Origin of the sequence: Paenibacillus whitsoniae, from assembly GCF_003955665.1 — a bacterium.
Lineage (GTDB): Bacteria > Bacillota > Bacilli > Paenibacillales > NBRC-103111 > Paenibacillus_E > Paenibacillus_E whitsoniae.
In genome coordinates this window covers 104239-125669 of the sequence record NZ_RXHU01000075.1, presented here as the reverse complement: position 1 = coordinate 125669, position 21431 = coordinate 104239, and the positions used below count along the sequence as shown (strand labels likewise).

General features: G+C 52.7%; 18 protein-coding genes. 17 read left to right on the top strand and 1 reads right to left on the bottom strand.

Features of this window, described 5'->3' with window-relative positions; translation table 11 throughout:
* From EJQ19_RS23550 to EJQ19_RS23535, 5 genes are all read left to right on the top strand, one after another.
* A partial coding sequence (locus tag EJQ19_RS23550) for a beta-xylosidase family glycoside hydrolase (RefSeq protein ID WP_126143689.1) occupies window positions 1-3913 on the top strand: 3913 nt, incomplete at its 5' end.
* A gap of 196 nt (window positions 3914-4109) precedes the next feature.
* Window positions 4110-4748, top strand: a complete 639-nt coding sequence (locus tag EJQ19_RS32915) for a 3D domain-containing protein (RefSeq protein ID WP_126143697.1) — start codon at window positions 4110-4112, stop codon at window positions 4746-4748.
* A gap of 76 nt (window positions 4749-4824) precedes the next feature.
* Window positions 4825-4947, top strand: coding sequence for a hypothetical protein (locus EJQ19_RS32910; protein WP_277600979.1), 123 nt, complete (start codon window positions 4825-4827; stop codon window positions 4945-4947).
* A gap of 118 nt (window positions 4948-5065) precedes the next feature.
* A complete protein-coding gene (locus EJQ19_RS23540) occupies window positions 5066-6586 on the top strand; it encodes a methyl-accepting chemotaxis protein (protein WP_126143688.1) in 1521 nt (506 codons plus the stop codon).
* 78 nt (window positions 6587-6664) lie between these two features.
* Window positions 6665-7042, top strand: a complete 378-nt coding sequence (locus EJQ19_RS23535; RefSeq protein WP_126143687.1) for a hypothetical protein — start codon at window positions 6665-6667, stop codon at window positions 7040-7042.
* A gap of 148 nt (window positions 7043-7190) precedes the next feature.
* Here the strand turns inward: EJQ19_RS23535 and EJQ19_RS23530 are convergent, their stop codons facing one another.
* Window positions 7191-8477: an ammonium transporter gene (locus EJQ19_RS23530; RefSeq protein WP_126143686.1), complete on the bottom strand. Its 1287-nt coding sequence runs from the start codon at window positions 8475-8477 to the stop codon at window positions 7191-7193.
* Between the two features lie 275 nt (window positions 8478-8752).
* Here EJQ19_RS23530 and liaF point away from each other — a divergent pair, with 275 nt between their 5' ends.
* The 12 genes from liaF (at window position 8753) to EJQ19_RS23470 (ending at window position 21337) form a co-directional block, all read left to right on the top strand.
* Complete coding sequence (gene liaF / locus EJQ19_RS23525) at window positions 8753-9925, top strand: cell wall-active antibiotics response protein LiaF (protein ID WP_241243059.1); 1173 nt, start codon at window positions 8753-8755, stop codon at window positions 9923-9925.
* A gap of 9 nt (window positions 9926-9934) precedes the next feature.
* Entirely contained in the window at window positions 9935-10990 is a 1056-nt protein-coding gene (locus tag EJQ19_RS23520; RefSeq protein ID WP_126143685.1) for a HAMP domain-containing sensor histidine kinase, read from the top strand.
* Complete coding sequence (locus tag EJQ19_RS23515; protein WP_126143684.1) at window positions 10987-11634, top strand: response regulator; 648 nt, start codon at window positions 10987-10989, stop codon at window positions 11632-11634. The genes EJQ19_RS23520 and EJQ19_RS23515 overlap by 4 nt, the downstream gene beginning before the upstream one ends.
* Before the next feature lie 145 nt (window positions 11635-11779).
* Complete coding sequence (locus tag EJQ19_RS23510) at window positions 11780-12193, top strand: YugN family protein (RefSeq protein ID WP_126143683.1); 414 nt, start codon at window positions 11780-11782, stop codon at window positions 12191-12193.
* Window positions 12194-12326: 133 nt separating this feature from the next.
* Window positions 12327-13901, top strand: a complete 1575-nt coding sequence (locus EJQ19_RS23505) for a S1C family serine protease (protein ID WP_126143682.1) — start codon at window positions 12327-12329, stop codon at window positions 13899-13901.
* A 116-nt stretch (window positions 13902-14017) separates the two neighbouring features.
* Window positions 14018-14707: a response regulator transcription factor gene (locus EJQ19_RS23500; RefSeq protein ID WP_126143681.1), complete on the top strand. Its 690-nt coding sequence runs from the start codon at window positions 14018-14020 to the stop codon at window positions 14705-14707.
* Window positions 14708-16180 carry a sensor histidine kinase gene (locus EJQ19_RS23495; protein WP_126143680.1) on the top strand — a complete coding sequence of 491 codons (1473 nt, stop codon included), beginning with the start codon at window positions 14708-14710 and terminating at the stop codon, window positions 16178-16180.
* A gap of 45 nt (window positions 16181-16225) precedes the next feature.
* On the top strand, window positions 16226-17182 hold the full coding sequence (locus EJQ19_RS23490; RefSeq protein ID WP_126143679.1) for a 4-hydroxy-3-methylbut-2-enyl diphosphate reductase: 957 nt from the start codon (window positions 16226-16228) through the stop codon (window positions 17180-17182).
* A 35-nt stretch (window positions 17183-17217) separates the two neighbouring features.
* Window positions 17218-17757: a DUF2062 domain-containing protein gene (locus EJQ19_RS23485; RefSeq protein WP_241243058.1), complete on the top strand. Its 540-nt coding sequence runs from the start codon at window positions 17218-17220 to the stop codon at window positions 17755-17757.
* Between the two features lie 159 nt (window positions 17758-17916).
* Complete coding sequence (gene aroF / locus EJQ19_RS23480; protein ID WP_126143678.1) at window positions 17917-18960, top strand: 3-deoxy-7-phosphoheptulonate synthase; 1044 nt, start codon at window positions 17917-17919, stop codon at window positions 18958-18960.
* A gap of 242 nt (window positions 18961-19202) precedes the next feature.
* Window positions 19203-20627, top strand: a complete 1425-nt coding sequence (gene glnA, locus EJQ19_RS23475) for a type I glutamate--ammonia ligase (protein ID WP_126143677.1) — start codon at window positions 19203-19205, stop codon at window positions 20625-20627.
* A gap of 158 nt (window positions 20628-20785) precedes the next feature.
* A complete protein-coding gene (locus EJQ19_RS23470; protein ID WP_126143676.1) occupies window positions 20786-21337 on the top strand; it encodes an NADPH-dependent FMN reductase in 552 nt (183 codons plus the stop codon).
* The last annotated feature ends 94 nt before the right edge of the window (window positions 21338-21431 follow it).

Below are 21431 nucleotides of genomic sequence, written 5' to 3'. Positions count from 1 at the left end.
GAACCGCGGAGGGCCGCACGGACATCGCGACCAGAATGCTGTCATCGCGTACGGCTTCGGCAAAGTACTGTTGACGGATACGGGCGTCAACTCGTACCTGAGCAGCGACACGTCTTCGAACTGGCAGTTCAATAACGTGGAATCGCACAATACGCTCAAAATCAACAACATCGTGCAGGACGCTTACAAAACGGAAGGAAGTGTCAACATCGATGAAATGAACCGGTTCGCGACCAACGACGTGTTCGATTTCGCCGAAGGCGTTACGTATGCGAATGCCGGTTTTACGCATACTCGCGACGTGCTCTTCCTACGGCCTGATTACTGGATCGTGTCGGATCACGTGACCGGCGGCGAAACGGCGAATCATTACGAAACGAACTGGCACCTGCTGCCTGGCGCCAATCCGACCCAGAACGGCACGACGAAAGCGACAACGTCGCATTTCACGAATGAGCCTAACATCCTCATCGTTCCTGCCGACCCTTCTTCTGTGACGGCCTCGCTCGCCGATGGTTATTACGGGGTCACGACGACCTACAACGAGAAGTTCGCCAAATACGAGAAAACCGTCGCCGGCGACGCTTCGTTCGACACTGTGCTTTACCCGCTGCCGGCGAATACGTCGCGCAACGTGACAACGACTCGCTTGACCGTAACGCCGTCCGTTCCGACCACCGTTGCAACCGCTTTAAAGGTCGGACTGAATGACGGAGCCGGCGGCAATAACGGATACTACTACCTGTCGCATGAAGCGGCTCCGGAAACGTTGCGATCGTACGGCAGCTACGCCTTCGACGGCAAAATGGCGTATGCCGAAGAAACGTCCGCCGGCGCGCTGCAGACCGCTGCGATCCGAGATGGCAAAACACTGAAGCGCAGCGGCAGCGCGCTGATTTCGTCGGATGAGCGCATAGGCGACATTGGCGTACGCTGGAATGGCGCTGCGCTCGAAATCAGCGGAGGCACGCTGGTGCGCGACACGAGCGTGGCGAACGCCGTGGCGATCTACGCGCCGTCCGCGACGACGGTAACGCTCAACGGCGAGGCGGTTCCGTTCGCGCGAAGCGGCGATTACGTGTACGCCGTTCGTCCGGCGTCCGCGACCTATGATGCCGCTGCCGATTTCGGCGCTGCGCAGGGGACGGCGGGCTGGCTGCAGCTCGGCGACAACGGCTCCGCCCAGGCGCCGCTCACCTGGCATAACGGCGGTGGAAGCGCATCCGAGACGGCGGGAACGGACAGCTTCACGTCCGGCACGCTCGGCTCCCAGTGGAGCTGGGTAAACGAGGACAATACGAAGTGGAGCTTGAGCGCCAACCCCGGCTCGATGCGCATAACGACGTCGAATGGCGATATTTGGGCCACAAGCACGGGACAGAAAAATATTCTGCTGCAGACGCCGCAATATTCGGATTTTGTCGCCGAAACGAAGCTGAGCTTTGCAACAAGCGCCAATTATCAAGCGGCGGGTCTTATTCTGTATGTCAACGACGATAATTACATCAAGGTGGAGAGGGCTTATAACGGCAGTCGGCAGCTCCGCGTAGTGAACGAGTACAATCAGACGTCCCGCTCGATCTCATCTCCGGTACCAGACATAACGGGCGATCTGTACTTGAGGCTCGTGAAGCTGGGCAATACAGTGACAGCGTACTACAGCGCCGATGGGTCCGCGTGGACGGCACTCGCAGCGCCGCTCGTGAACGTGCCGCTGATCAACCCGCGCGTCGGCCTCGAAGCGATGTATAGTTCCGGCGCTTCCTCCGGCAATGCCGATTTCGCTTATTTCAACATCGCGCGCTATTATCCGGCGCGGTACTCGGCGAGCGGCGACACAGCGCCGATGCTGACGGCAGCTTACGCGATTCCCGGCGCCTCGAGCGATGCCGTGCGCAGTTGGGTAGCCCCGGCTTCCGGCGCGGTTTGGCTGTCGGCGCATGTGGCTAGCCATGATGCATTTGCGTCGGGGGACGGGGTCAATGTCAAAGTGACGAAGAACGGCGCGAACGTATGGCCGTTGTCCGGATGGCAGACAGTAGCCGCTAACGATACGAAAGGATATGCGATCAACGAGCTGCTGCCGGTTGCAGCGGGCGATACGATTGCGTTCGTCACGAATCGCAATTCCACAACGACGAATGATGTCGCCGATTGGTCGGAGCATATGGTGATGCTGCCGGGTGCGCCATTGCCTGACGCCAGCGGCTTCGAGTCGGGTTCCGCCGCCGGCTGGTCGCCGGTTACTTCCGGACGCTGGACGGTCGGTACGGACAGCGGCGACAAGTCTTACTTCATCAACACTTCCGGCTATGCTGCCGGTTCGGGAGGAAGGCCGGGCGAATATGCGCTGCGCGACGGCAGCAGCTTCGACTCGTTCAAGCTGACGCTCAAAGCCCGGCTCGGGCAGGACGTTGCCACCGTTCCAGCGGCTAACGGTGTCGTCATTTTTAACTACCAAGATGCAAACAATTACTACTTCCTGCGGCTCGACAATGCGGCGGCGAGCTTCAAGCTTTACAAGGTGAAAGCCGGCGTAGCCGCGCCAATTGCCGATTCCAACGGCAACGACTGGATCAAGGACAACAATTACCATACCGTCACTATCGATCGGAACGGGAAGACGGGAGCGACGGACATTTATTGGGACAACGCCATCGCGCTTCGCGCGAAGGACAATGAATTCCGTGGCGGACAGTTCGGCGTAGGCTCGATGGATGGCAGCGCCTATTTTGACGACATCGCCATCGTTGACTTGAGCGACCGCAACGACCCGTTTGGTGCCTCTGCGCTTGATTCCGGCTGGAGCTGGGTGCGCGAAGACGGCGCCAACTGGAGCTTGACGGCAGCGCCCGGCAAGCTGCGTATTACGGCGACGAACGGCGATTTGTGGTTCGCGAATAACAACGAGAACAACATTTTGCTGCGCAAAGCGCCTTATGGCGACTTTACGCTGACGACGAAGCTGACGTTCAGCCCGACCGCCAACTATCAGAGCGCGGGGCTGATCGTCTACGGCGACGACGATAACTACATCAAGGTCGACCGCATCTACAATGGCGGCAACAAGTTCCGCATCGCCAAGGAAGTCGCCGGCACGGGTACGCAACAGACGCAGACGGATACGCTTGGCGGCACGGTTTATCTCAAGCTGGTCAAAGCAGGCACGACCTACACGGGCTACTACAGCAGCGATAATGTGAACTGGTCGCAGATCAACACATTTACCGGCGTCTCCCTGACGAATCCGCGCATCGGCTTGCGGGCGCAGCGCAGCGGCGGGGGCGGCGCGATCAACGCCGATTTTGATTACTTCGACGTGACGGAGACGAATACTTCCGACCGTTTTGATTCCGCGTCGCTCGGCAGCCAGTGGAGTTGGGTTCGGGAGGCAAGCGCGAACTGGAGCCTGACGGGCAATCCGGGCAATATGCGCATTGCCGCGGCAGTCGGCGACCTATGGAGCACGAACGACAACGAGGAAAATTTGCTGCTGCAGTCGCCTTACTCGGGCGATTTTACGCTGATGACGAAAGTATCGTTCGCGCCGATCGCTAACTATCAAAGCGCCGGGCTTATCGTTTATGTCGACGACAGCAACTACATCAAGGTAGAACGGGGCTACAACGGCGGCAATTATTTCCGCATTTTAAAAGAGATCGGCGGTTCGGGAACTTATCAGACGCCTGTCGCGGACACGTTCGGCAGCGCGCCCGTTTACCTGAAGCTGGTCAAGACCGGCACCTCGTTCAGCGGCTACTTCAGCGGCGACGCCTTGCAATGGACGCCGATCGGCACCGCGTATACAGGAGTTTCTCTGACAAATCCAAAGGTCGGCCTGCGGACGCAGCGCAGCGGCGGGGGAGGCGCGATTAACGCCGATTTCGATTTCTTCCGGATCCTGCCTAACTGACCGAGAGCAGACATTTTATTGAACCCATGCGTCATTTCGGTGCATGAACGAGACTTTTTTTCATAGCTCCCCCTACTTATCCTTCGTGCATATTCTTGACATTTACGGACACTCTATATCGTGAGTCTATATATGGAGGTTTAACAATGGAAGGAAATGGACATCCTACGAAAGTAGGGGGAGGCATTGAACAATGATGATTACCAAATCTCCGCACCAATCGAAATGGCTGCTCGCTTGGGTGCTCGTCACCTTGCTGGTTGTGCTGTTCGGGGAAGAGGCAGGTCACACAGGTTACGTCGTGAATCCAACAATTACTCATAGAGAAGTTCAGCCAGGTTTGGCAGCGGCTACACCTGCGGCGATTCCAGTCGCCCAGGAAAATCGGCAGCAAGCAAGCTATCGCTACGTACCTCGGCTCGACACCGATTTATCGAAATACACATCCGTTGAAGTGACGGCGACCGGTTATTTTGCTGGTAAGGAATCTACAGGCAAAACACCGGGGCATCCCGAGTACGGTATTACTTACTCCGGGGTCAAGGTGGTTCGGGACGATAAAGCCCTCTCCACGATCGCAGCGGATACCAAGGTGTTTCCGCTCGGCACTGTGCTCTTCATTCCCGGCTACGGCTACGGCGTTGTGGCTGACACAGGCAGTGCTATCAAGGGGAAAAAAATTGACCTTTATTTCGACACCAAAGCGCAGGTCTACAAGGAATGGGGCAAAAAGACCGTGAAAGTGTTCATCGTCAAGAAAGGCGACGGCAAAGTTACGGAAACGATTTGGAACCAGCTTAAGGATGAGATTCTCACTCCGCGGAAGACGCTGTAACGATTAAATTTGTTTGCGCCAAACTCATAATCTTTTCCCTCCTGGGGAACTATATGTTTACAGGAGGTGATTGACCATGGCAAAGAACAACAAAAACAACAAGCAAGCAACGCAAGACACAGAGTTCGCAGCAGAAACTGCGGTACCTAGCAAACAACAACAGCAAAACAACAACAACGCGCAAAACCAAAATAAATAACGAACAAACAGCGGGGATCCAAGCGGATCTCCGTTTTTATTTCTTTTAAAGTTATACGGATTTCGGTATAATGTAACAAAATATAACAAATCGTTTCCTGTTGGAGGGAGTCGAAATCATGCGCTCAGAATCGAAACAGAAAGCTTGGCTTGCAGGATTGTTCGTCGTTGGAATTGCCGCAATTGTAATCGCTTTATTTTTGGATTCCAAGCTTGTGGATGTCATTGGCTTTGTTGTACTGCTTGCTGTCGGCGCGGGGGCCTGGATGAGCTGGAGAAGCGCTGTCCGCATGGAACTGAACGATAACAGCACGGAAGATCAGTTTCGGACGTTTATTCAAGAATCGCAGGTGGTTGCCGATCGTTTGGCAGCGGCCGTGGAAGAAGTGAACCGGTCCATTGGCCACCTGTCGCAAATTGCCGATGCTTCGATTCAAAGCGAGGAAGAACTGCAAGCGAGAAGCAAACACGCAGCGGGGCAACTGCAAGAAGCATTTGCGGCCATCCAGCAAGTGGCTGCCGCGGCTGACCAGATTCTTGATTCCTCCCTGCATATGCACCGCGAGAGTGAACAGACGAAAGATACCGTCGTAGACGTATGCCGTTCGCTCAATGCGACAGACGAAGTGATGAATAATTTACATACGAACAACGATTCGATGCAGGAAAAGATTAAGGATTTGACGGCACATACGTCCAAAATCGAGGAAATCAACACGTTCATTACCGAAGTTGTCGCTCAGACTTCTCTGCTGGCGCTGAACGCTTCTATCGAAGCGGCGCGGGCCGGCGAGCAAGGACGCGGCTTTTCCGTCGTGGCGCAGGAAATCAAGAAGCTTGCAGCACAGAGCCACGAGGCGGTGCAAAGCTCCTCCGAGCTGCTGTCCGCTATCGAGCAAGGGGTTGCGCAGGTCGTAGCTGCGGTTGAGCTCGAGAAAGCGTCCGTTATTTCCGGCATCGAAGAAATGAAAATCATGAAGAGCAAGATCGACACGATCTTCTCGCTTATTTTGAATGTGAATAGTCTGGTGGCCAGCACAACAAACTCGACCGAGCATCAGTCTTCGCTCGTGATCGGGACGCGAACGTCGCTAGGAGGCGTCGTCGATCTCATGAATGAGACGATGTCGAGTGTGGAGCATGCGCTGACGCAAATGAAGCAGCAGCGTCAGGAGGTGTCCGGACTGCAGCTTGTGAACCATAACCTTGCGAAATCGTCGACCGAGTTGATTCAGGCCATCGGGGCGGTCGGCTTGCGGCAGAAGCAGGGGACGGTGAACGCCAACCTGCAAGAGATGAAGCAGCTGCTGAATGGGCTTGTGCTGCAAGCTGACATCTTGTCCTTGTCGGAGGACAAGCATGCGGCACAGTTAGGAAGTGTCCTGCGCAAGACGACGGGGGTTGAGGCGATCTGGTCCAACCGGGCGGATGGGACATTTATTTTCTCCCAACCGGAAGCGGGGCTTGTGAATGCGAAAGGCCGCGACTGGTGGAAGCGCGCCATGGAAGGCGAGTTGTTCGTTTCTCCTGAGTATGTGTCAGCTATTACGAAAAAGCCATGCATTACGATCTCCAGAGCCATCAAAGATGACACGGGCAAAGCGGTGGGCGTCGTTGGCATCGATTTGGTTGTAAATTAATAGTTCTCAAACCGGCCTCTTTGGTGTAAAATAAGATTACTGTGATAATTCTTGACACGAAGAGGTAGGTGATCGTTCATGATAAGCGCATTACGTTCGGACGGAAGACCGGACCCGGCACCGCGCAAAGCGGCTGAGGTGTTTCCTTTCTTGGAAGCTTATATTCAACGTAAAGAGCAACAAGCTCTGGAGATTGAGCAAGTTGTTGAACGATATGAGAGAAAACGCATGAAAGAAGAGCGCGCTTACCAGTCGATGTCGTCTCTGCGGCGTCTGCTGTCGGGGAAGAAGCCGGATCACCATCTGGCCGTGGAGTATATCCATTATGTGAAAAAGCCGATGGAGCAGGTTCGCAAACTGCGGGCGGAGATTGAGCGGGCACGGCAAATCATGATGGAGACAAAGCCGGGCGATGACATCGCGATTCCGGACGATTTGAACGAGATTTTCTCATAAGTAAAATAGCGATGGGGATTGCTTGTGGAGGTCATGTGAGGACCTGCGGGGGCGATCCCTTTTTTTTGCTGCGTTTGTCGTCCAACGCGCAAAGAAGCCTGGCGATCCCTCGCCAGGCTTGCTTCTCCATCTTTGTTGCGGCACGCGCTCAATTCTTCTTCAAATGCTGCAGGTCGATGAACCCGTCTTCCTGGCTGTAAGCGGGTACGCCGTGGGTACCGACGTCCAGACCAACCAACTCCTCATCCCGCGAAACGCGGAGTGCGGCGACTTTTTGAATGAGCTTCAAGCTTGCCCATGTCATGATATAACCCCACAGGCAGACGGTCACAAGGCCTAGCGCTTGAATGCCCAACAGCGAGAAGCCGCCGCCATAGAATAAGCCGGCCGTCCCTTCCCGGACTGCGTCCGGCTGCGCGAACAAGCCGACGGCGATGGTGCCGATGCTGCCGCTGACGCCATGCACCGGGAACGCGCCGACAGGATCGTCGATCTGTTTCGCTTCGAGAATTTCGGTCGCGTACACCATTGCGATGCCGCATACCGCGCCGATCAGAATCGCCGCGACGTCGCTTACAAAGGCGCAGCCCGCCGTGATGCCGACGAGTCCGGCCAAGGCGCCGTTAATAACCATTGGCGGATCGGATTTGCGGTAGCGCAGCATCGTGAACAGGATGCACGTCGCGCTGCCGGCCGCTGCCGACAGCATCGTCGTCACGGCGATATGGCCGATGGACGAGTTGGTCGCGCTGAGCGTGCTGCCGGAGTTAAAGCCGAACCAGCCGAACCACAGAATGAAGGCGCCTACAGAAGCAAGCGGCAGGTTGGAGGGCGGGACGATGTTGGCAGATCCGTCTGCAGAGAATTTGCCGATGCGCGGGCCGATGATCATGGCAGCTGCGAGTGCCGCAAAGCCGCCTAACGCGTGGATGACGGCAGAGCCTGCGAAGTCGACCATGCCCAGCTTGCCCAGCCAGCCGCCGACTGACCATACCCAGTGGCCGGCAATGGGATAAATCAGTCCCGTCATGGCGATGGTATACAAAATATAAGCGCGGAAGTTGATGCGTTCGGCAACGGCCCCGGAAACGATGGAAATAACCGCAATGACGAAGGCGCATTGGAACAGCCAGTAGGTTTCATGTGAGATATTTAAGTTGATGTGTGTCAAATCTCCTCCCATGAAGAAACCTGACGTGCCGATGAATCCTCCGGCATCCTTGCCGTACATAAGTCCAAAGCCGACGAAATAGAAAATAAGAGCGCCAAACGAGATGTCCACGAACACTTTCATAATGATGCTGACTGCGTTCTTCTGTCTGACAAACCCTGCTTCCAGAAGGGCAAAGCCGCCTTCCATAAGCAGAATCATCGCTGCCGTCAAGACAACCCAGACCGTGTCCAGGCCGCTGCTAAGCTGTTGAAGGGTATCCATTTTCCTATCGCTCCTTAATCATGCCGATCAGTATTCGCACCAATTATACGGTTCTAGTGATAGGCATGTCAACGAATTACGTAAGATTAAGTGACATAAAATGACGATCGTTCGTAATTCCTAAATTCCCATGTTATGTTTTGTGTATATTACAATTTGAATATCGGTCTCTAGACCGAGGCAGCGGTCAATCCATCGTCTCTTTTCATTCCAACATCGTTCTTATACACTAGAAGTATCATAACGAGTCGATCACAAAATTGGAGGAAGCACATATGAATCCGCATATCTTTCAAAGAATGATGTGGGGCCTGGTTCTTGTAGCCGCCGGCTCGCTCTTCTTATTAGATCAGTTGGGTATTTTTGATATTGATCTCGCTTATATTTTTTCCACGTACTGGCCGGTTATTCTGATCTTCTACGGCTTGGTCGGGTTCGTGTGGCAGCGCAAATTTCATTGGGGGAGCTCCATCGGCAGTCTGGTCGTTTGTGGTGTCGGAACGGTCTTTCTCCTCAAAAATTTGCAAATCACCGATCTATCCTTTGCTGAATTATTCAAGTATGCAGGTCCGATTGCTTTGATTTTGTTCGGACTCAGCGTTATTTTCAGACCGAGCCACAAGGAATCGCCCGATTGGTTGGAGATGCGGAAAGCAAAGATCGAAGCGCGTCATATGAGGATGCAAGAACGCATGGCTCGCCGGGCTGAACGCCACGCGCATTATGGGAAACATCGCAATCCGTGGGACAAGAACGCATGGTCGGGCGGATCCGGAGATCAGGCAGATCTGACGCCAGAGGACGGAAACCAGCCCATTCGCAAAGGGCCGTTGAGCGAAGAAGAGAAAGCCGTGCTGAAAGATATTCATGGCGACAATCACGATTTGTCCGCTGCGTGGAATCCGATTGATCCGCCTGCGCCGCCATCACGGCAGGTGCCGCCAGTGCCGCCATCACGGCAGGTGCCGCCAGTGCGGCCATCACAGCAAGTACCGCCACCGCCGCCTGGGCATTCGAAACACCATCATCACAAGTACGATGATTTTGTGCGCAGCTTTCATGACGGAGATGTGCTGCATCGCCACGGCTTCATCGGGGACGTTCACCTCGGCCAGGAGGCCTGGGAACTGAAGCCGATTCAAATTTCCCATTTTATCGGGGATTCCGTGATTGATTTGACACGCGCCTCCATCCCGCGCGGCGAGACGCCGATTCATGTGTCTGCGTTTATCGGCGATGTGAAGATTTTTATCCCGAACGATATGGATGTGGAAGTGCGCGTCATGGCAAGTTCTTTTATCGGGGACATGAAAGTGCTCGACCGGCGGGAGAGCGGGTTCCTTCGCAATTTGCGGACGCAGACCTCGCATTACGAGGAAGCGGAATACAAAATCATTGTCACCACCTCGATGTTTATTGGCGACATTACTATTAAAAAGATAGGGTAAGGATAGAGCATGTACAAATTTCGAATATTCAATATGAAGTGGCAGCTGCTCAACTACTTTATCATTTCAGGGCTGCTGACGGTTTCGAGCATGTACATCGTGTTGGAGCATTATAGGGAAAAGCTCGATTACTGGGAGTTTCGCATGTGGCTGGTGATCATCTTGTTCACGGTATGTCTTATCGTCGGGTATTTTGCGACGAGAAGGTGGCAGCGGAAAGTGGATGAGCTGCATGTTGCGATGTTGGAGCTGTCAAAAGGAAACTTCTCGGCGCGTATCGAGATGGAACCGATCGAGCCGTTCCTGTATCTGTACGATGCTTTCAATAATATGGCGGCGCAAGTGGAAGAGCGTGTACATCTGCTCCAAAAGCTCGGCGAGGCCGAGGCGATCCGCGATCAGGAACTTACGGAGAACGCCGTGATGGAAGAGCGCCGACGACTGGCGCGTGACTTGCATGACACCGTCAGCCAGGAGCTGTTCGCTATTCACATGTCGGCTTCCGCGCTGCCGAAAGTGTTGGAACGCAATCCTGGCGCGGCGCCGGGCATGATGGATCAGTTGATCCAAATGTCGCATCACGCCCAGAAGCAGATGCGCGGCCTGATTTCGCAATTGCGGCCGATCGAACTGAAGGACAGCTCGCTGCAAGAAGCCCTGGAGAAGTGGTTTCCGGAATATTGCCGGACCCATGAGCTTCAGGGTCAACTTGAGGTTTCGCTGCCGGAAACGATTTCGGAGGCGATCGAGCATCAGTTTTTCCTCATCATTCAGGAGGGACTGGCGAATGTCGTCAAGCATGCATCGGCCAAGGAGGTGCGGCTTACGATTTTTGAAGGTGAACATCAGTATGTGCTGCAAATTCAGGATGACGGGCAAGGCTTTGAACGCAGGGACATTCCATCCGCTTCCCACGGGCTGTCGACGATGAGGGAACGGGCGCAGAAGCTCGGCGGCGAAGTGACAATCGACAGTAAAGTCGGCTCGGGCACGCGGATACGCGTACGTATTCCGAAATTTAGCTCAGCGCAGGCGCAAAGCAGCCAAGGAGGAAATAACGAATGACGACGATCAATGTCATGATTGTGGACGATCACGATATGGTAAGGGTAGGGCTTCGGACATACATTTCGCTGGAACCGGATTTGGCGGTGGTGGGGGAAGCGTCCAATGGCAAGGATGCGTTCGACCAACTGCAGCAGAAGCGCGTTCAGCCGCTGCCCGACGTGATTTTGATGGACTTGACGATGCCGGTGTTGGATGGGATTGGCGCGACGAAGCTGATTTGCGAAGCTTTTCCGGATATCAAAGTGATTATGCTGACAAGCTTCCTGGAGGAAGCGAAGGTGCTCGAAGCGGTGGAGTCGGGGGCGATCAGCTACATGCTGAAGACGGTTTCGTCGGATCAGCTGATCCACGCGATTCACAGCGCTTACCGCGGTATGCCGGTGATGAACGCTGAGGTGTCGCAGGCGCTTACGCGCGGCATTCGCCAGCGCAGCGATAAGCCGGAGGAAGAAGGACTAACCGCTAGGGAGAAGGAAGTACTTCTGCTCATTGCTGAAGGCAAATCGAACAAGGATATTTCTGAGGAATTATTTATTAGTATTAAAACGGTGAAAACGCATGTCAGCAATTTGCTGATGAAATGTGAGCTGGAAGACCGGACGCAATTGGCGATTTATGCGCACCGCAAAGGTTGGGTATAGGATCTCCGGCAATTAACGGAGAATTGGGCACATAAAAACCGTTTTTTGGCACATTCTATGCAATAAGGAAGCTTTCCGAAATTTAGCAGTATTTGATTCGGAAAGCTCCATAGTAAATTCACTTTGCCGCATAAGGAGTGCCCCAATGAGAACTGTACCCTCTTCGATTGAACATGTAAAAGAAACGTTTGACAGCGTGCGCGCCCAATTGTCGAAATTTGATTTTTCGCTCGGCGGCAACTGGGACTATGATCACGGGTATTTCGACAAATCGCTTGATGAAGCGAACAAGGTTTGGCTGCGAATTCCCGTTCAGGTGATAACCGGAAGAATTGATGGCGATTCGGAAGCAACGGATGCGTTGGTTGAGGTCGGGACGCCGTTTGTGTTGAATCACGTATATAACGAAGGGCTGGATACTTCGGCCGAGGCCGAGACTTACGGTGCGCTTGTAGACCAATTTCAGGCTCCGCTCGATCCCGATGGCCATGTCGAAGAGAAATGGGTTCAAGCTGCGAAAGATGTGTTGAAAAATGTCGAAAATGACTGGTTTCACTAATTAAAGCCCTTTTTTTACCTCCATTTTATTGATTTTTAATCTACGTTTAAGGTTGTGAGTGCATGATAGAGACATAGCAAACGAGACATTACAAAAATGCACTGATAACTTTCAATATATGGAGGTAAGACCTATGGACGATAACAAAAAAGATTACAGCGACTTTTTCAAGCCGCAGAACAATCATAATGAAAATGAGCAAGGTTCCTCCTCGAACCGGCAGGAAGAGGGTAACCAAGAAAGACCGTCGTACTATTACTCCTATGGTCCTTATAAATCCTCGTTCCAGGAAGAGAGCGAACCCCAGCCGCAATCAATGACGACTTCTTCTTCCTCCTCGGAAGGAACGTCGTCTGTGGAAGTGACACCGCCGCGCAATTTGCGTCCGTTCAGCTTCGGTCCGGAAGCGGCGCCGCAAAGCTCGTCTTGGGACGGCGGTAAGAAGCGTTCCTCGGTTAAAAGCGTTTTCGCCGCTTTCTTGGCCGGCGCCGTCGTCGTTGGCGGTCTCATGTTTGCCGCGGATAAGACGAATATGTTCAGCGGCAATCAACCGCTCGCATCCGGTACTGCCTCGCAAACGGCATCAACAACAAGCAGCGGCAGCGGCGATGTAAAAAATGTTTCGCTGGACGTCGTACGTCCGGGCAACATTTCCTCCATCGCACAAAATGCCGGTCCGGCAATCGTGAAAGTGGAGTCGTTGGTGAAACCGAAGACTTCTTCCCGCGGCGGTAATTCGATTTTTGACGATCCGTTCTTCCGCCAATTCTTTGGCGATGGCGGCGGCGGCTCGCAAACGCCAAAAAGCCAAGGCAATAGCGGAAGCGGCTCCGGTCAGCTTCAACCGGCCGGCATGGGAACCGGGTTTATTTTTGAGAAGAGCGGGTACATCCTAACGAATGAGCACGTTGTGGACGGTGCGGATGAAATTCAAGTGACGGTTGAAGGCTACGACAAGCCGTTTACAGCGAAGCTGCTCGGCAACTCTTACGATCTTGACCTTGCAGTGCTGAAAATCGAAGGCGCCAAAGACTTCCCGATTCTGCCGCTTGGCAAATCCGACGATGTGAATGTCGGCGACTGGGTAGTTGCGATCGGTAACCCGTATGGCTTCGACCACACGGTAACGGTTGGCGTACTAAGCGCCAAAGAACGTCCGATTTCCATTCCGGATGAGAAAGGTACACGCGACTACAAGCACTTGCTGCAAACGGATGCGTCCATTAACCCGGGCAACTCCGGCGGTCCGCTGCTGAACCTGAACGGTGAAGTCATCGGGATTAACACAGCGGTTAGTGCGCAAGCGCAAGGCATCGGTTTTGCGATTCCGACCAGCACCATCTCTTCCGTGCTCGATAACTTGAAAAACAACATTCAAATTCCGAAAGAGCCTGTTCCATTTATCGGTGTTGGCTTGCAAGACATCGGCAAAGACTGGGTGAGCGAGCTGAAGCTGTCGAACACCGACGGTGCGCTGGTGGGCAGCGTGACAAGAAAGAGCCCGGCTTTCCAAGCGGGTCTGCGCCAATACGATGTCATCGTGGACATTAACGGCACGAAGGTGAAAAACTCCCAGGAGCTGATCACCAAGGTGCAGGCGACGAAAGTCGGCGATAAAGTAACGCTGGGCGTCATTCGCGACGGTAAGCGCATGGACGTCACCGTAACGGTCGGAGACAAAAATACGTTGGCTGATACACAGGAATAACGACCGGTAAGAACAGAAGAAGTGGAGTCCCGCGGCCGCAAGACTGCAGGCTCCGCTTCTTTTTGCTAGTTTTGATACATGCTACAATGGAAGAAAAATGAAGGGTGGTTGCTGCGATGAGAGAAAATATTATGGTGATCGATGACGATGAGAAAATTACGTCCATGCTGCGAAGAGGTCTGGCTTTCGAAGGCTATTCCGTCGTAACGGCAAGCAACGGAGCCGACGGGCTCAAGCAGATGCTGCAAACCGAGCCGAACTTGATCATTCTTGATGTCATGATGCCGCAGATTGACGGCTGGGAAGTCGTGCGCCGGGTTCGCGAGGGCGGCAGCGAAGTGCCGATTCTGATGTTGACGGCCAAAGACGATATCAGCGATCGGGTTAAAGGGCTGGATCTTGGCGCTGACGATTATTTGGTCAAGCCTTTTGCACTTGAAGAGCTGCTCGCTCGTGTACGGGTGCTGCTGCGCCGTCGGGTGGAACGTCCGGAGGCGGTGACGAATCGTCTGACATTTGAAGATGCGGTGCTGGATCTGGATACGCGTGAAGTGTTCCGCGAGGATAAGTTGATCGAGCTGACGACCAAGGAGTTCGACTTGCTTCACTTGTTTATGTTGAATCCGAAACGGGTCCTGTCGCGCGACATCATTATGGAAAAAATATGGGGCTACGATTACAGCGGCGAGTCGAACGTCCTGGAAGTTTACATTGCTTTGCTGCGTCAAAAAACGGAAGAATACGGCCATAAACGCATTATTCAAACGGTTCGGGGAGCGGGGTACGTACTGAGAGGGGATAGCTAGATGTCCCTTCGTCTTCGATTAACGCTGTGGTATTCTGGTATTTTGGCGCTGACGATGCTTCTTTTTGGCGTCGTGCTTTACTTTTTCCTGAACTATTTCCTTTACGATCAGATCCGCCAGGATGTCAAACGCGAAGCCAGCAACAGCTCGCTGCGTGTCCAGAAAAGCATCGCACTTTCGCAAAAAGGGCTTGTTGTGGATCTGGAACTGGAGAGCCGGGATTTTTATTCGACCAATACGTTTTTGCAGCTGTACAATATCGCGCTCAAAAGCTTTAATCGCTCGGCCAATCTCCAGTACTATGATGTCACGCTCCCGTTGACGGCGGAGAACATTAACAAGCTGCAGGATCAAAGCGGCTTTTTTGTGAAAACGAAGGTGCTCGGTCAAGATTTTCTGATCTACCATCAGGGTATTCGCTCGGATGACGGCGCACGTCTCATCGGCGTGCTGCAAGCCGCAGTCCCTGTCGGCAGCTACGAGCGGACAGCGGTTACGCTGCGGTACACACTGATCATCTGGGCGATCCTGACCATCATCGTTGCCGCTTCGCTGGGCTGGTTCCTCGCGCGCAAGGCACTGAAGCCGATCGAGCGCGTAATCGACGCGGCGAATCAGATCGACAGCGGCGACGACCTCGAGAAGCGAATCGCTTACGAAGGCCCGCAGGATGAGATTGGCCGACTTACCAATACGATCAATGGCATGCTGTCGCGCATTCAAAAAGGGTACGACGAGCTCGACGAGGCGTATCGCGCGCAGCGCAGGTTCGTGTCGGATGCTTCGCACGAGCTGCGGACGCCGCTGACGACGATCCGAGGAAATGTCGATCTGCTGGAGAAAATGTGGAAGCAAACGTCCGGCAGCACGATGCTGGCGACGCCGGATCAAGTGCAGATATCGCTCGAGGCGATGCAGGACATCGCAGGCGAAGCCCAACGCATGAGCAGGCTCGTAAACGACCTGCTTGCGCTTGCGCGCGCGGACGCCGGCGTCACGATGGAGAAGCAGCCGGTCGAGATGCTGCCGCTGGTGCAGGAAGTCGTGCGCCGCGCGCAGCTGCTTGAGCATCGCGCCGAATGGTGCGTCGGCGATCTGACGGCGCTTGAAGACGTCTACGTTCACGGCAATCGCGACTATTTGCAGCAGCTTTTGTTCATTTTTATCGAGAATGCCTTTAAGTATACCCCAGAGGGTACGGTGACCATTGATGCAAGGCGCAGAGACAGCTTCATCGGATTGCGCATCTCGGATACGGGCATCGGCATGGACCGCGAGGATATTCCGCATATTTTCGACAGGTTTTATCGTGCGGATTTATCCAGAGGCGTGACAACCGGGACGGGGCTTGGCCTTTCCATCGCCAAATGGATCATTGACGAGCACGACGGATCCGTTGAAGTGACGACGCGCAAGGACGAAGGGAGCACTTTCCTCATCTGGCTGCCGGCAAACTTTCCTCTGTCTGTATAATGGGATATAATATAGGAAATAAGACATAGCAGGCAGGTGGATCGCATGGAAGTGGTACGTATATCGCCGCGGGGTTATTGTTATGGCGTGGTTGACGCGATGGCATTAGCGATGCAAACGGCTAAAAATTTAAATCTGCCAAGACCTATTTATATACTAGGGATGATCGTTCATAACGCGCACGTAACCGATTTTTTCAAGGAAGAAGGCGTCATTACGCTGGATGGAGAAAATCGTCTGCAAATTTTGGAGGGCATCGAGTCGGGCACGGTCATTTTCACCGCGCACGGCGTGTCGCCGGAAGTTAGACGCCGCGCACGTGAGAAAGGGCTGACGGTTGTTGACGCAACTTGTCCGGATGTGACGAAGACGCACGATTTGATCCGTGAGAAAGTGGCGGATGATTACCACGTGATCTATATTGGCAAGAAAGGCCATCCTGAGCCGGAAGGCGCGGTAGGCGTAGCTCCGGACCGTGTGCACCTCATCGAGAAGCTGGAGGAAGCGGAGGCGCTTAAGCTGGAGGCCGGCCGCATCATTATTACGAACCAGACGACAATGAGCCAGTGGGACATCCGGCATATCATGAACCGCTTATTGGAACTGTTTCCGGGCGCGGAAATTCACAATGAGATCTGTCTCGCGACGCAAGTCCGGCAAGAAGCTGTGGCCGAGCAAGCGAAGGAAGTTGACTTGGTCATCGTTGTCGGAGATCCGAAAAGCAACAATTCCAATCGCCTCGCGCAGGTGTCGGAAGAAATTGCCGGTGTGAAGGCGTACCGTATTTCCGATCTTTCTGAGCTCAAGCGGGAATGGTTGATGCACATTCGCAAAGTAGGGGTAACTTCGGGAGCTTCGACGCCGACGCCCATAACGAAAGAAGTTATTTCTTATTTGGAGAATTTTGATCCAAAAGATGAAACCACTTGGGAAATCATACGTACTGTAAATATGAAGAAACTTATTCCGACTGTCAAAAGCAAAGCAGCAAGTCACTCCTAAACCTGCTTATTCCACTCGACGGGATTGATGCCAGCATGTACAGTACTCAGAAGGTGAAAATGATGAAGGCTCGCTTCGAATGGAACAGTATAAAGCGATGGTTCCGGTATAAATATATTCAGTTACTACGAGCGAAGGGCGGCCCCTCCAAGGTCGCCCGCGGCTTTTCGATCGGTCTGTTCGTGGAGATGTTCACGCTGCCGACTGCGGGATTTGCCTTTGTGCTTATTTTTCCATTGGTTTATTTATTGCGAGCGAATCTGCCTGCAGCTTTGATCGGTTTTGTTTTCGGCAAGGTCATTTATATTCCAATGTCGATTCTGAACAAACAGGTTGGCGAATTGCTCGTGCCCAAACACTTCAAGATTTACTTAATTCACCATTTGCCGCATATCCTGTCCAACATCATTAGAAGCGGATTGGATCTCATCGTCGGAGGCATGGCCGTCGGGCTTATGCTCGGGATTATCGCCTATTTCCCCATTGTCTTTCTTCTCAGATATCACACCAATCGCCGCAAAGAGAAACGCAGACTTCGGAAAGATCAGCTGGCTCCCTCGCAAACAAATGAATAATAAATAAATTAGCGCTTGACGAAAACTCGTCAAGCGTTGTATATTTGCTTTAGCGGTTAAAAGCATAAAAGCTTAAAAGCGAACAAGCGTCGAAGCGTGTTAGCATTGAAGTCAATGAACTCATAACATACTATTTTAATTTAGGGAGCGTGGATTATTATGATCGCAATTACATCCAACAAAATCGGGGACGAACGTATTCAGGAGATCGTGCACTACATCGAGAGCCAAGGCGTGCAGGCGCATGTATCCAAAGGTGAAGATCGTACAGTCATCGGGATTATCGGCCAAGCGGATCCGAAGCTTGCTGAGCATCTGAGATCCATGTCGGGCGTCGAGCAAGTTGTGAAAATTTCAAAATCCTACAAACTGGCCAGCCGCGACTTCCATCCGGCAGACACCGTGATCAAGATTAAAGGCGTAGAAATCGGCGGTGAGCAGCTCGTCGTGATGGGCGGTCCTTGTGCCGTCGAATCGCCGGAACAAATCGATGAAATCGCTCGCCTGGTGAAAGCGGCTGGCGGCCAAGTACTGCGCGGCGGTGCGTTCAAGCCGAGAACAGGCCCTTACAGCTTCCAAGGCGTTGGTGTGGAAGGTCTCATCATGATGGCGGAAGCCGGCAAGAAACACGGCCTGCTGACGATTACCGAAGTCATGACGCCGGAGTACGTCGATGTGTGCGCCGAATACGCGGACATTCTTCAAGTCGGCACGCGCAACATGCAGAACTTTGACCTTCTGCGCAAGCTCGGCACGATCCAAACGCCGGTGCTGCTAAAGCGCGGATTCAGCGCAACGTACGATGAGTTCCTGAATGCTGCGGAATACATTCTCGCCGGCGGCAATCCGAATGTTATGCTTTGCGAGCGTGGAATCCGTACATTCGAGACGTACACAAGAAATACATTGGATTTATCGGCAATTCCGGTTCTCAAACAACTCAGCCACTTGCCGGTTATCTCCGACCCGAGCCATGGAACAGGCCGCAGAGAGCTGGTTGTGCCGATGACGAAAGCTTCTGTCGCCGCAGGTGCTGATGGCCTCATCATTGAAATGCACACGGATCCTGACAACTCCATGACCGGCGACGGCGTGCAATCGCTGTTCCCAGATCAATTTGCCCACTTGCTGCAGGATCTTGAGAAGCTGGCTCCGCTGCTCGGCAAGAAATTTGACACGAAAAAAGAAGCGATTTTCGCTTAATCATCCACAATCCGGAAACTGGTTTCTTCATTAAAATGGAGAAGCCAGTTTTCCTGTTTTTGGATACGTGAACAGGTCGTGAATAAGTGTGAGCATATCTTACACATCAATAAAAAATACCTGACATAAGTATTGACGGTGAGAACGCAATCGCTATATAATAAGTGCAAGAATTAAGCCAAAAGTTGAACATTAATCAAGCAAAGTACGTTGAATGTACGGAAATGGGAGGGTTTTTTAAAATGTCAGTTCAAAATGTGTTGAACCTTATCAAGGAAAAAAATATTGAGTGGGTAGATTTTCGTTTCGTTGGTCTTTCCGGCAAAGCACAACATATTTCCTTGCCTGCAACAGAAGTTGATGAAGAAACATTCGTAAATGGCGTGGCTTTCGACGGTTCTTCCATCCCGGGCTTCCGTGGAATTGAACAATCTGACATGGTGATGATGCCAGATACAGAAACTGCTTACATCGATCCTTTCACTGCACATCCAACATTGATTATCATGAGCAACATCCATACACCAGACGGCGACCGTTATGACCGTGACCCACGCTCCATCGCGCAAAAAGCTGAAGAATACCTGCAAACAACAGGTATCGGTACGCAAGCGTTCTTCGCTCCTGAGTCCGAATTCTTCATTTTCGACGATGTACGCTATGAGAACGGCATGAACAAATCCTACTTCGAAGTTGATTCCGAAGAAGCAGGCTGGAACACTGGTCGTAAAGAAGAAGGCGGCAACCTGGCATACAAAGTACCGGTTAAAGGTGGTTATGTGCCTGTAGCGCCAATCGATTCCCAACAAGACATCCGTTCCGAAATGTGTAACAAATTGGCTGATGCCGGTCTTCGCATCGAGCGTCACCACCACGAAGTTGCAACAGCGGGTCAAGCTGAAATCAACTTCCGTTTCGACTCTTTGACTAAAACTGCAGATAACCTGCTCAAATACAAATACATCGTTGCTAACACAGCGAGAGAGTACGGCAAAGTAGCAACTTTCATGCCTAAGCCACTGTTCGGTGACAATGGTAGCGGTATGCACGTTCACATGTCCATCTTCAATGAAGGCGAGCCTTTGTTCTATGAAAAAGGCGCTTACGCGAACCTGAGCGAACTGGCGATCCACTACATCGGCGGTATCCTGTACCACGCTCCTGCGTTGATCGCAATCACAAACCCAAGCACAAACTCGTTCAAACGTTTGGTGCCTGGTTACGAAGCTCCGGTTAACCTTGTATTCTCCAAAGGTAACCGTTCCGCTGCAGTTCGTATTCCAATCGCGGCTGTAACACCAAAAGGCTGCCGTATCGAGTTCCGTACACCGGACAGCACAGCTAACCCGTACCTGGCGTTCGCAGCTATGCTGATGGCTGGTCTTGACGGTATCAAAAAGAAAATCGATCCACGTGCTCTTGGCTACGGTCCTTTCGACACGAACATCTATGAAATGTCCGACGCTGAGAAAGCAGAAATCCGCAGCGTTCCAGGCACACTGGAAGAAGCGCTTGACGCTCTTGCAGCTGACTCCGAGTTCTTGACTGAAGGCGGCGTATTTACGCAAGACTTTATCGATAACTACATCGAGTTGAAACGCGGCGAAGCGAAACAAGTTGCAATCCGCATTCACCCGCACGAGTACAACCTGTACTTCGATTGCTAATCTCTAGCACTATTATAGAAGAAAGCCGTTTCTCCTTAAGGGAGGAACGGTTTTTTATTTATAATAATTTTAAATAAAGCTGGAAATTCATGTGAACTTCGGTATAATAAAAAGACCGCACCAAGCGAACCAACTCATTCATGGAAGGAATGTAAGTCATGAAAATTGCAATTGTTGCAGGCAGCAATCATAAACTCGCTACAAGTACCAAATTGTCCGTCTATATTCAGAAATTAATCGCTCTGGAAGGGCATGAGGCGACGCTTCTGGATCTGTACGAAGCGCCGCTGCCTTTCTACTCGCCGGAAGGCGGCTATGAAGGGCATGAAGCGCTGAAAGCCTTCAAACAAGCCTTGTTCCATGCCGACGCGATTGTGCTGGCTACAGCCGAGTACCACAGCTCCATTTCCGGTGTGCTCAAGAATGCGCTGGATCACGTTAACAAGGATTATTTTAGTCAAAAAGCGGTGCTTTCCGTCAGCTCCTCCGGCGGGGCTATCGCAGTAAGCTCGCTGACCCAGCTGCAAACGATCGTGCGCAATTTGCACGGCATTAACTGCCCGGAATGGATTTCCATCGGCGGCGACCAGCGCAAGAGCTTCCAGCCGGAGGCCAATCTGGAGGAGGTCGAAGCGGGAATCGACAAACGGATTCGTCACGTTGTCGGCTCTTTCCTCTCGCTGGCCAAGCAATTATCCGCCGGTAAATAATAGAACGATACATTAGGAAACAAGCTCATCATGGGCTTGTTTCTTTGTGTTGGGGGCGGAGTACATACTTTTGACACATTTCCATGCTACAGTT